Genomic DNA, 12,216 nt, shown 5'->3' with positions numbered 1-12,216 from the left:
CTTATTTATCAAGTGGTTTGCGGAGGAATCCGAAAAGGATACCTGATACCACAGCACCAATCAAGATGAAGAGAAGGTAGAGAAGGGCATTTGAAGTGAGGGCAATAACGAAGATACCTCCGTGTGGTGCCATCAATTTGATTCCTGCCATACCTACGAGAGCACCTGTAAGAGCTGAACCGACGATAAAGCTTGGGATAGCGCGTGCTGGGTCAGCTGCACCAAATGGGATTGCACCTTCAGTGATGAATGAAAGTCCCATAACGATGTTTGTCAAACCAGAATCACGTTCTTCTTGTGAGAATTTATCTTTGAACAATACGGTTGCTACAAAGACTGCCAAAGGAGGAACCATACCAGCTGCCATAACTGCTGCCATAACAACTGAACCACCTGAAGTTACGGTTTCAGCAAGAGTACCTGTAGCAAAAACATAAGCAGCTTTGTTGACTGGTCCACCCATGTCTACCGCCATCATACCACCGACAAGAAGACCAAGGAGTACTGCTGAGCTTCCTGACAAGCTTGACAAGAAGTTATTAAGTCCAGTATTGATTGCTGCCATTGGGATATTCACTGCTAGCATGGCAAATCCTGTGAGGGCCACTCCAAGGAGAGGCATCAATAAGATTGATTTTGCACCTTCGAGTGCACGTGGAACCTTAATGTATTTTTTCAACAAAAGTACAATTCCACCAGCTAAGAAACCACCTACCAATGCTCCAAGAAATCCTGATGACACTTGATGAGAAGAAATCTTATCAACTGCTTCTTTCGCTGCATTTTCATCTAAACCTGCAACTTTTGCATAGACTACAATATTTCCATAAGCAAGACCTGCTTTCGCAATAGCCCCAGCTGCAAAACCGGCAATCAAACCTGGTTTCTCAGCAATTGAATAGGCAATATATCCTGCAAGAATAGGCAACATGAAACTGAAAGCAATATCACCAATTGATTTAAAGAGAGCTGGAAGTTCATTGTAACTACCCAAATGTGACAATTGATCTTTAGGAACACCCATGATTTGGTCAAGCAAGAAGGCAAGGGCAATCATGATACCACCACCAATAACGAATGGAAGCATTTGTGATACCCCACTCATCAAGTGTTTGTAGAAGGCACCACCAAGGCTCAATTTCTCACTTGATTCTTGAGCAGCTCCAGCATTTTCAGCATGGAAGACTTCAGCTTTACCATCCAAGATGTTTTGGATTAATTCTTGAGGTTGACGAATACCCGCAGCAACCGGTTTAGAAATCAATTTCTTACCGTCAAAACGTGCTGTTTCAACTGCCTTGTCCGCTGCTACGATAACACCTACAGCCTTACTGATTTCTTCAGCAGTCAATGGTGTTCCAACACCTGAAGCACCGTTAGTTTCAACACGAACATTGACTCCCATTTCTTCACCAGTTTTAATCAGTGATTCTTCAGCCATGTAAGTGTGCGCAATACCAGTTGTACAAGCTGTTACGGCTACGATAAGTGGTTTGTCGCTTGAAGCTGCTTCCTTAACAGCTTGTGCTTTCTTAGCTTCCTCAGCTTGTGCTTCTTCTTCACCAGTATTGAAAGCAGCAATCACTTCATCTGGAGAAGTTACTTGACGCAAACAATCTGCAAAACCATCTTGCATAAGGTATTTTGACAACTCAGCAAGGGCTGCCAAGTGAGTGTCATTTGCTCCCTCTGGAGCAGCAATCATAAAGAAGAGGTCTGTCGGTTGACCATCAAGTGATTCGTAATCCACACCCCTATTAGATTTAGCAAAAAGTACTGTTGCTTCTTTTACTGCAGCATTTTTACTGTGTGGCATAGCGATTCCATCACCCAAACCAGTTGATGTTTGTGCTTCACGAGCCATAATACCTGCTTTGAAAACATCAAAGTCGGTCACAACACCATTGTCAACCAGGCTGTTAATCATTTCATCGATAACAGCTTCTTTTGTAGTTGCTTGAAGGTCAAGCAACATGACTTTTTTGTTCAGTAAGTCCTGAATTTTCATAGTTTTTCTACCTCTACTTTATTGTATGTTTCTTTAATAAATTCAATTGTCGCTAAGTCATCTGAGAAGGCTGTAGATGTTCCACACGCCACTCCCCACTTGAGCGCCTCAATTGGGTCACCTGATTTAACAAACTCACCAGTGAAACCAGCAACCATTGAGTCACCCGCACCAACAGAGTTTTTAACTGTCCCCTTAATTGGTTTGGCAAAGTAAGCAGCCTCTGGTGTAACAAGGAGTGCCCCATCACCTGCCATTGAGATGATAACATTCTGCGCCCCCTTAGCCAGGATTTCACGTGCATATTTTTCAACATCAGAAATACCATTAAGTTTAACATTGAAAATAGCTTCAAGCTCATGATTATTTGGTTTAACCAAGAGTGGTTGGTGAGCCAATGAATCAAGAAGCGTTTGTCCCTCAAAGTCACAAACCACCTGAGCACCAGTTTCACGAACCAGTGGAATCAATTTGTTATAGACCTTGTTTCCAAGATTGCTTGGTGCAGAACCAGCAAAGACAACCACATCATCTGCAGTGATACTTGAAAGGATTGCCTCCAATTCAGCCAACTGTTCTTCTGTGATAATTGGACCCGTTCCATTAATTTCAGTTTCTTGATCGGCCTTAATTTTAACGTTGATACGTGTATCTTGGTCGACGGCTACAAACTTAGTTTTAATACCTTCAGCATCCAAACCATCTGTTACAAAACGGCCTGTAAAACCACCGATGAAGCCCGTAGCGGTATTATCAATGCCTAAACGTTGTAGAATACGACTAACGTTAATCCCCTTACCACCAGCGAATTTATCATCACTGTCCATACGGTTAACTTCACCAATCTCTACCTTATCGATACGAACAATGAAGTCAATAGATGGATTCAGCGTTACAGTATAAATCATACTTCAATAACCCTCGTTTTCTCTTTTAATTCTTTCAGGAGCTCTTCTTCCGAAGCATTTGTGATTATAGTGACCTTCTCAACCTCCGCTACCTTTGCATAGGTAATCTGACCAAGTTTCGAAGCATCGGCTAGAACGTAAGCTTTTCGTGCATTAGCAATCACTGTCCGTTTAATGACTGCCTCCTCCATGTCGGGTGTTGTAAAATAATTGGCATCAACACCATTAGCGCCAATAAAGGCACAGTCAAAATTCAGTTGTCTGATTTGCTCCTGAGCAGTGCTCCCTATGGAAGCATCTGTAGAGTGCTTAACCTTCCCACCAATAATTCTGGTGCTAATACCAAAATCTACCAGCTTAACTGCATGATGGATAGAATTAGTCACAACCGTCACCTGACGATTGAGCAAATGAGGAATCAACAGTTCATTCGTTGTACTAGCCTCAAGAAAGACGACATCACCTTCCTTAATTAAATCAGCAGCATAGCTAGCTAATTGTGACTTTTCTTGAACATTTCTGATGGCTTTCTGACTGTTGGCAATTTCTTCCTTCAGACCTCGAAGGCTTTCAGCACCACCATGAACACGTTTCAGTTGACCATCTGCCGCCAACTCATCCAAATCACGACGAATCGTTGACTCAGAAGTATCACTTAATAAAACGGTCAAATTTTCTAAAGTGACAAAACCATCTTGTTTCAATTGAGACAAGATAATCTGCTTACGTTCAGACTTTATCATAATCTCTCCTTCTGCAATCGTTTACATGTTCTATTATACAAAATTTTTAATACTTGTCAACAAAAACGGTCATAAAAGTTCAAAATATTCCATATACACTCACTATTCTATCAAAATGACGCATTCTACTAAGAATCGTCACACATTTCAACTAGGTAGACATTGCTTAACCTGACAAAACAAAAAAGCCTTGCGGCTTTCTTGTCCTATTTGGCATAGTCAATCGCACGGAATTCACGAATGACAGTAACCTTAATATTTCCTGGATAATCCAAGTTCTTCTCAATTTGTTCACGTACCTTGTGAGACAAGATAGTGACCTCATCATCTGAAATTTTATTTGGATGAACCATGATACGAATTTCACGACCTGCTTGAATGGCAAAGCTAGTTTGCACACCCTCAAAGCTTGATGCAATTTCTTCCAAATCACGAAGACGTTTGACATAATTCTCAACAGACTCATTACGAGCACCTGGACGTGCAGAACTCAATGCGTCCGCAGCAGCTACTAGGACCGCAATAACACTTTCTGGTTCCACATCTCCATGGTGACTGGCAATAGCGTTAACAACCACTGGATGTTCTTTATATTTACGGGCGAACTCAGCACCAATTTCTACGTGACTACCTTCAACTTCTTTGTCAATAGCTTTCCCCATATCATGGAGGAAACCAGCACGACGAGCAAGGGCAACATTTTCACCCAATTCGCCCGCCATAATCCCAGCCAATTTACCAACTTCAACCGAGTGACGAAGAACATTTTGACCATATGATGTACGGAACTGCAAACGTCCCATAATCTTGATCAAGTCAGGATGAAGATTCATGGCACCAATTTCATAAGCCGCTTCTTCACCATATTCACGAATACGATTATCCATTTCCTGGCGATTCTTCTCAACCAACTCCTCAATACGAGCTGGATGAATACGACCGTCTTTAATCAAAGCTTCAAGAGTCATGCGTGCAATCTCACGACGAACTGGATCAAAGCCAGAAAGAACAACTACTTCTGGCGTGTCATCAATAATGATATCAATACCAGTTAGGCTCTCAAGGGTACGAATGTTACGACCCTCACGTCCAATAATACGGCCTTTCATATTGTCATCTGGGAGATGAACAGTCGTTACTGTTTGCTCAGTAACATAATCTCCAGACAAACGTTGCATGGCTTGCGCTAACAGATTCTTGGCCTTTTTATCAACAGTATCTTTGACCTGTGCTTCTGCATCTTTAATACGTGTTGCAATCTCATGAGTTAAGTTATTCTCAGTCTCTGTTAAGATTACCTCACGCGCTTCTGCAATGGTCATTTGACCAACACGTTCAAGTTCTGCCTGCTTCTCAGCCTCCAACTGAGTCACATTCTCTTCACGCTCATTCAGATGTTTAGATTTGTCAGCAAGACTATGCTCTTTCTTCTCGAGGGCAAGTTCTTTATTTGATAGATTTTCATCCTTACGATCAAGACTAGTGGCACGTTCTGTTAAACGATTTTCCATTTGCTTAAGCTCTTGACGCTCAGATTTAAATTCTTTTTCAATATCTTCTCGATATTTTCTAGCTTCCTCTTTTGCTTCTAGCAAGAACTCTTTGCGTTGAGCCTTGCTATCACGCTCGGCAGTAACACGCAGATGATCTGCATCGTGTTCAGCCTGACTACGAAGGTTGACAGCATCTTGCTCTGCTTTTAGCAAAGTAGTTTCTGCCTGTTCCTTAGCCTTGCTAAGTTTGATAGAAATTGCTAAATATCCAACGACTAAACCAATGAGTGCAAAGACAACTAAAATTATCATGTTTAACATGTCTTTACCTCAACTTTTCTAAGGTTCCCCTAAAGAAAACCGTCTTCTAGTGTACCATATTTACAGCTAATTCTCAAATAAATACTAGAACTTTAAACTGATTTTATGGTATGATAGCTCTATTAGAATAGGGAGGTATTACCATGCCAAAAGACGTAACTGTTGAAAGTTTCGAACTTGATCACACGATTGTAAAGGCACCTTACGTTCGTCTTATTTCAGAAGAAGTCGGACCTAAGGGAGATATTATCACAAACTTTGATATCCGTTTAATTCAACCAAACGAAAACAGTATTGATACCGGCGGTCTTCACACTATCGAACACCTACTTGCTAAACTAATTCGTCAACGTATTGATGGACTCATTGATTGTTCACCATTTGGTTGTCGTACTGGTTTTCACATGATTATGTGGGGCAAACAAGACCCTACAGAAATTGCTAAAGTTATCAAGTCTAGTCTTGAAGCTATTGCAAATGATGTCACTTGGGAAGATGTTCCAGGAACTACCATTGAATCTTGTGGAAACTACAAGGATCACAGCCTTCATTCAGCTAAAGAATGGGCTAAACTTATCCTTGAACAAGGAATCTCAGACCAAGCCTTTGAACGTCATATCGTTTAAAAAAACATTGGGACAGATATCCCAATGTTTTTTTAATATTTTCTAAAACGTTGATAACGTGCCTCAAGCAAGTCCTCAGTTGACAATTGACTCAATTCTTTCAACTCATCGACAATTGCTGTCTTGACTGCTTCAAGAATTTCACTAGTGAAGTAACCACGTTCTGGAATAATTTTATCAATAATTCCCATATTAATCAGCTCGCTTGAAGTAATCTTCATTAATTCTGCTGCTTCTTCTGCACGTGAACCATCTTTCCAGAGAATTGTCGCAAAGCCTTCTGGACTCAAAATAGAGTAAATTGTATTTTCCAGCATCCAAACCTTATCAGCCACTGCCAAAGCAAGAGCTCCTCCGGAACCACCTTCACCAATAATAATAGCAATAATTGGAACTTTAAGGTCACTCATCTCCATAAGGTTACGAGCTATCGCCTCACCTTGTCCACGCTCCTCTGCACCAACACCAGGATATGCACCTGCCGTATTGATAAAAGTAACGACTGGACGACCAAACTTTTCAGCCTGCTTCATAAGACGAAGAGCCTTACGATAGCCCTCTGGATGGGGCTGACCAAAGTTTCGACTTAGATTATCTTGTAGGTTCTTACCTTTTTGAATACCCACTACAGTTACGGCTTGGCCATTTAAGCGACCAATACCACCGATAACGGCACCATCATCACGGAAGTTACGATCACCATGCAGTTCGATAAAATCATCAAAAATCCCTTGGGCAAAGTCCAAAGCAGTCAAACGGCCTTGATCACGCGCTTCTTTTAAAATACGTGTTACGTCGCTCATTGAACACCTCCATGGAATGATAAGAGTGTGGCAATAGTATCAGCCAACTCTGTACGTTTGACAATAGCATCAACAAATCCATGTTCTTTAAGGAACTCAGACTTTTGAAAACCATCTGGCAAAGTCTCACGTACAGTATTTTCAATCACTCGGCGACCCGCAAAACCAATTAAGGTTTGTGGCTCAGCCAAGATAATATCACCTTCCATAGCAAAACTTGCTGTAACCCCACCAGTTGTCGGATCTGTCAACACAGTTAAGTAAAGAAGACCTGCATTTGAATGACGTTTTACTGCTGCTGAAATCTTAGCCATTTGCATCAAGCTCATGATTCCTTCTTGCATACGGGCACCACCAGATGCTGTAAAGATAACAACTGGCAATTTTTCTTCAATGGCATGCTCAAAAAGTCTTGTGATTTTTTCACCAACTACGGTTCCCATTGATGCCATGATAAAGTGAGAATCCATGATTGCTAAGGCAGTCTTTTGACCCTTGATGGTCGCAACACCAGTCACAACGGCTTCATCAAGTCCTGTTTTTTCCTTGGTTGCTGCCAATTTCTCCATATAGCCTGGAAAATTCAATGGATTTTCAGTTTTAATGCCTGTAAACAGTTCTTGGAAAGAACCTTCATCAACTGTTAAATCCAGACGTTCCTTTGCTGAGATACGGAAAGTATAAGAACAATTTGGACAAATCTTAGCTTGTCCCAAGTCCTTTTGATAAATAGCCTGTTTACATCCAGGACATTTGGCAAAAAGCTCATCTGGAACTTCTGGCACTTGGTGATCAACCCCATTACGTACAGAACGGTTAGGATTGATCCGAATATACTTTTCTTTTCGATCAAATAATCCCATAAGTCCTATTCCTCACGATTCTGATAAGCTGGCAAGAAAGTCTCCATCAAGAAGGAAGTATCATAATCCCCAGCAATAACGCTACGGTCTGAGATCAAATCCAACTGGAAGTCAGCATTAGTCATTACACCATCAATTTCAAGCTCGTAAAGAGCACGTTGCATCTTCATGAGTGCTTCAAAACGGTTTGCTCCATGAACAATAATCTTGGCAATCATTGAGTCATAGTAAGGTGGGATAGTGTAGCCAGGATATACGGCACTATCAACACGAAGTCCAACACCACCACTTGGTAAGTAAAGATTACTAATTTTACCTGGGCTTGGTGCAAAATTAAACTTAGGATTCTCTGCATTGATACGACACTCAATAGCATGTCCCTTGATTTTAATATCATCTTGGGTTACAGATAATTTCTCACCCGCAGCTACACAAATTTGTTCTTTGACGATATCCACACCACTAACAAATTCTGTGACCGGGTGCTCAACTTGAACACGGGTATTCATTTCCATGAAGTAGAACTGACCTGTTTTTTCATCAAGAAGAAACTCAATTGTACCCGCATTTTCATAATTAACCGCCTTAGCAGCACGGGCAGCCGCAGACCCAATTTCATGACGAAGGGTTTTACCAATGGCAACTGAAGGTGATTCTTCCAAAACTTTTTGGTTATTACGTTGAAGAGAACAGTCACGCTCACCTAAGTGGACGATGTTACCATAGCTATCCCCCAAAATTTGAACCTCAATGTGACGGGCTGGGTAGATAACTTTTTCGATATACATTGCCCCATTACCAAAGGCAGCCTTAGCTTCTTGGGACGCCGATTCAAAAGCAGGAGCCAACTCTTCCTCAGTGCTGACTTTACGAATTCCCTTACCGCCACCACCAGCAGAGGCTTTAAGCATTACTGGGTAACCAAGGCGATTGGCAACTTCTAGAGCTTCTTCAGCTGTAAAGACTTCACCATCTGAACCAGGAATAACGGGAACATTAGCCTTTATCATCTCTGCACGAGCATTGATTTTATCACCCATCTTGTCCATCACTTCACCTGATGGTCCGATGAACTTGATGTTCATTTCTTCACAGAGAGTAGAAAATTTAGAGTTTTCACTCAAAAATCCAAACCCTGGGTGAATAGCTTGTGCACCTGTTACAATAGCCGCAGACAAGACACGGTTCATATTTAAGTAAGATTCAGTGGATCTCGCTGGTCCAATACAAATAGCTTCATCTGCCAAAATCGTATGAAGAGAATCCTTATCAGCTTCTGAATAGACAGCAACCGTCTGTATTCCCAATTCACGTGCTGCGCGGATAATACGAACGGCAATTTCACCACGATTAGCAATCAATAATTTTTTAAACATAAAACAAGATAACATCAGACATCTTTTGGAAGTCTGTGTTTATTTCCTTTCTATGTGATAGGCCAATATCTAAAGAAAAATCCTTTCCGACTGTCGCCAGAAGGATTTTCACCAAACATTAGCTTCCAATAGCAAAAGTCAAAGTCCCTGATGCAGCCAGTTTACCATCGACTTCAGCCTTAGCTTCGACAACAGCGATTGTTCCACGACGTTTAACAAACTTAGCTGTCATTACAAGTTGATCTCCAGGAACAACTTGTTTTTTAAATTTAACCTTATCCATACCTGCGTAAAAGACTAATTTGCCTTTATTCTCAGGTTTTGACAATTCAAGAACACCAGCAGTTTGTGCGAGTGCTTCCATGATGAGAACACCTGGCATAACTGGGTATTGAGGAAAATGTCCATTGAAGAAAGGTTCATTGATAGTTACATTTTTAATAGCTGTGATTTCATCTTCTGAAACTTCTAGAACACGGTCAACCAAAAGCATTGGATAACGGTGAGGTAAAGCTTCACGAATTGCATTAATATCAATTGTCATTTGATGCGTACCAATCCTTTTCCGTAGTCAACAACTTCTTCGTTTGTTACCAAGATTTCAGTGATAACACCATCTTTAGGTGCAGGCACTTCATTCATGACCTTCATTGCTTCAACGATAAGAAGGGTTTGACCTTTCTTAACAGTATCACCAACTGAAATAAAGGCTGGTTTATCAGGAGCTGATGACAAGTAAGCTACACCTACTAGAGGGCTCTCCACCACGTCCCCTTCTGCAGCTGACGCTGGTGCTACAACATCTTCCGCTGATGCTGAAGCTGTTTCAACAGCTGGAGCAGGAGCCACTGCTGGTGCAGCTGGAGCTTGAGGAGCAGGCGCAACCACTTCAACTGTAGGAGCTACAGGAGCTCCCACCACTGAACTTGTTTGGTTCTTACTCAAGCTCAATTCTTCACCATTATTCTTATATGAGAATTCACGTAAAGTTGAGGCATCAAATTGAGCCAACAAATCTTTAATTTCAGAAATATTCATAGATTAGTCCTCCCAACGTTTGAAGGCAAGAACCGCATTGTGTCCACCAAAACCAAAAGTATTTGAGATGGCATACTTGATATCAGCTTCTTGACCTTCACCGTAGACAACATTCGCTTCAATGTAATCAGACAATTCTTTGGTACCAGCAGTTTTTGGTACATAGCTGTGACGAATGGCTTCGATTGTTGCAATCGCTTCAACGGCACCAGCAGCACCAAGCAAGTGTCCTGTAAATGACTTAGTAGATGAAACTGGGACTTCTTTACCAAGTACAGAAACGATGGCACCACTTTCACCTTTTTCATTGGCAGGTGTTGATGTCCCATGCGCATTGACATAATCAACATCTTCAGGCTTAATACCAGCTTCATTGATAGCCAATTTAATGGCTTTAGCCGCACCTGAACCGTCTGGTGTTGGTGTTGTCATATGGTAGGCATCACAGTTTGATCCGTAACCAACAATCTCAGCCAAGATATTAGCACCACGTTTTTGCGCATGTTCCAGGCTTTCAATAACGAGAACCCCAGCACCTTCACCCATAACAAAACCATTACGGTCTTTATCAAATGGAATTGAAGAACGTTCTGGATCTTCTGTTGTTGAAAGAGCTGTAAGAGCGTTAAAACCACCAATACCAATCTTAGTGATTGAAGCTTCAGCACCACCAGCCAAGACAACATCGTGCAAACCAAATTTAATTTCACGGAAGGCCTCACCAATAGCGTCATTGGCAGAAGCACAAGCAGTTGTTACTGATTTACATACCCCTTGAGCACCAATCTTAAGAGCAATGTTACCTGCCCCCATGTTTGAAAGAGCTTTAGGGATAAACATTGGCTTGATGCGTTTCATACCACGTTCATGCATACGGATAATTTGATCTTCAAGTTCTTGCAAACCACCAATACCAGATGACACAATAACACCAACACAATCACGATTTTCTTCTTCCATGTTAAGTCCTGAGTTCTCTAGGGCATCCATAGCAGCATAGATCGCATAAAGTGAGTAAGTATCCATACGATTCGTATCTTTTTTCACAAAATATTTATCGAATGGGAAATCTTGAATCTCACCAGCATTAAAAACTGGAATTTCGGAGGCATCAAACTTAGTAATTGGTTTGATACCGATTTTACCGTCATGAAGACTGTTCCAAAATTCTTCTGGTGTATTACCGATTGGTGAGGTTACACCGTAACCTGTAACAACAACACGATTTGTAGACATATATATTCTCCTTTTGTCGGATGGATATTCAAATAAATAATTCTTGATAATTGACAAGCAATTATTGCATAGTCATACCACCATCAATAGCGATGGTTTGACCTGTGAGATACTCTTGGCTAGCCAAGAAAGCCGCGACTTCAGCAACTTCTTCTGCTTGACCAATACGTTTCATAGGTACTTGAGCAATCATAGCGTCCTTCATTTTTTCTGGAATCGCATCAGTCATATCTGACTCAATGAAACCAGGAGCAATAGCATTAACACGAACGCCACGAGCCGCAACTTCACGAGCCACTGATTTTGTGAAACCAATCAAACCTGCTTTTGAAGCTGCGTAATTAGCTTGACCAACATTTCCCATGAGACCTACAACAGATGACATATTGATAATAGCACCTTGACGGGCCTTAGACATAGGTTTCAAAACGGCTTGCGTCATATTGAAAGCACCAGTCAAGTTGATTTTTAAAACACGTTCAAAATCTTCTTCAGTCATCTTAAGCATAAGCTTATCATTGGTGATACCAGCATTATTTACTAAAACATCAATGCTACCAAGCTTTTCAGTAGTCTCTGCAACCATACGTTTGGCATCTTCGCCATTAGAAATATCACCTGAGATACCAATAACTGTTACACCATAGTCCGCAAATTGTGCCAATAACTCATCAGAAATCTCTGAACGTCCATTCAAGACAACATTAGCACCTAGACTCGCAAATTTGTGCGCCACGGCTAATCCAATTCCACGTGTTGAACCTGTTACAAAAACATTTTTATTCTTAAGTTCCATGTTTA

General features: G+C 41.2%; 12 protein-coding genes. 1 reads left to right on the top strand and 11 read right to left on the bottom strand.

The window, feature by feature from the left end; translation table 11 throughout:
* Window position 1: 1 nt before the first annotated feature.
* From HMPREF0848_RS00150 to HMPREF0848_RS00135, 4 genes are all read right to left on the bottom strand, one after another.
* Complete coding sequence (locus HMPREF0848_RS00150) at window positions 2-2,008, bottom strand: PTS fructose transporter subunit IIABC (protein WP_008533861.1); 2,007 nt, start codon at window positions 2,006-2,008, stop codon at window positions 2-4.
* Window positions 2,005-2,916: a 1-phosphofructokinase gene (pfkB, locus tag HMPREF0848_RS00145; RefSeq protein WP_008533860.1), complete on the bottom strand. Its 912-nt coding sequence runs from the start codon at window positions 2,914-2,916 to the stop codon at window positions 2,005-2,007. The genes HMPREF0848_RS00150 and pfkB overlap by 4 nt, the downstream gene beginning before the upstream one ends.
* Entirely contained in the window at window positions 2,913-3,659 is a 747-nt protein-coding gene (locus HMPREF0848_RS00140; RefSeq protein WP_008533859.1) for a DeoR/GlpR family DNA-binding transcription regulator, read from the bottom strand. The genes pfkB and HMPREF0848_RS00140 overlap by 4 nt, the downstream gene beginning before the upstream one ends.
* 206 nt (window positions 3,660-3,865) lie before the next feature.
* Window positions 3,866-5,473 carry a ribonuclease Y gene (locus HMPREF0848_RS00135; RefSeq protein ID WP_008533858.1) on the bottom strand — a complete coding sequence of 536 codons (1,608 nt, stop codon included), beginning with the start codon at window positions 5,471-5,473 and terminating at the stop codon, window positions 3,866-3,868.
* Between the two features lie 143 nt (window positions 5,474-5,616).
* Between HMPREF0848_RS00135 and HMPREF0848_RS00130 the strand changes: the two genes are divergently transcribed.
* On the top strand, window positions 5,617-6,099 hold the full coding sequence (locus HMPREF0848_RS00130; protein WP_008533857.1) for an S-ribosylhomocysteine lyase: 483 nt from the start codon (window positions 5,617-5,619) through the stop codon (window positions 6,097-6,099).
* Between the two features lie 32 nt (window positions 6,100-6,131).
* Here HMPREF0848_RS00130 and HMPREF0848_RS00125 read toward each other — a convergent pair whose 3' ends face one another.
* The 7 genes from HMPREF0848_RS00125 to fabG all read right to left on the bottom strand — a co-directional run bounded on the left by HMPREF0848_RS00125 (window position 6,132) and on the right by fabG (window position 12,211).
* Entirely contained in the window at window positions 6,132-6,902 is a 771-nt protein-coding gene (locus tag HMPREF0848_RS00125) for an acetyl-CoA carboxylase carboxyl transferase subunit alpha (protein WP_008533856.1), read from the bottom strand.
* Window positions 6,899-7,765 carry an acetyl-CoA carboxylase, carboxyltransferase subunit beta gene (gene accD, locus HMPREF0848_RS00120; protein WP_004184012.1) on the bottom strand — a complete coding sequence of 289 codons (867 nt, stop codon included), beginning with the start codon at window positions 7,763-7,765 and terminating at the stop codon, window positions 6,899-6,901. Before accD ends, HMPREF0848_RS00125 begins: the two co-directional genes overlap by 4 nt.
* A 5-nt stretch (window positions 7,766-7,770) precedes the next feature.
* On the bottom strand, window positions 7,771-9,141 hold the full coding sequence (locus HMPREF0848_RS00115) for an acetyl-CoA carboxylase biotin carboxylase subunit (RefSeq protein ID WP_004184018.1): 1,371 nt from the start codon (window positions 9,139-9,141) through the stop codon (window positions 7,771-7,773).
* 118 nt (window positions 9,142-9,259) lie between these two features.
* Window positions 9,260-9,685 carry a 3-hydroxyacyl-ACP dehydratase FabZ gene (fabZ, locus tag HMPREF0848_RS00110; protein WP_002885470.1) on the bottom strand — a complete coding sequence of 142 codons (426 nt, stop codon included), beginning with the start codon at window positions 9,683-9,685 and terminating at the stop codon, window positions 9,260-9,262.
* Window positions 9,682-10,179, bottom strand: a complete 498-nt coding sequence (accB, locus tag HMPREF0848_RS00105; RefSeq protein WP_008533844.1) for an acetyl-CoA carboxylase biotin carboxyl carrier protein — start codon at window positions 10,177-10,179, stop codon at window positions 9,682-9,684. The genes fabZ and accB overlap by 4 nt, the downstream gene beginning before the upstream one ends.
* Window positions 10,180-10,182: 3 nt before the next feature.
* Window positions 10,183-11,415, bottom strand: a complete 1,233-nt coding sequence (gene fabF / locus HMPREF0848_RS00100; RefSeq protein ID WP_008533842.1) for a beta-ketoacyl-ACP synthase II — start codon at window positions 11,413-11,415, stop codon at window positions 10,183-10,185.
* 61 nt (window positions 11,416-11,476) lie between these two features.
* Window positions 11,477-12,211, bottom strand: a complete 735-nt coding sequence (gene fabG, locus HMPREF0848_RS00095; RefSeq protein ID WP_008533841.1) for a 3-oxoacyl-[acyl-carrier-protein] reductase — start codon at window positions 12,209-12,211, stop codon at window positions 11,477-11,479.
* Window positions 12,212-12,216: the final 5 nt, after the last annotated feature.

Origin of the sequence: Streptococcus sp. C150, from assembly GCF_000187445.1 — a bacterium.
Lineage (GTDB): Bacteria > Bacillota > Bacilli > Lactobacillales > Streptococcaceae > Streptococcus > Streptococcus raffinosi.
This window is presented reverse-complemented; position numbering and strand designations above follow the sequence as displayed.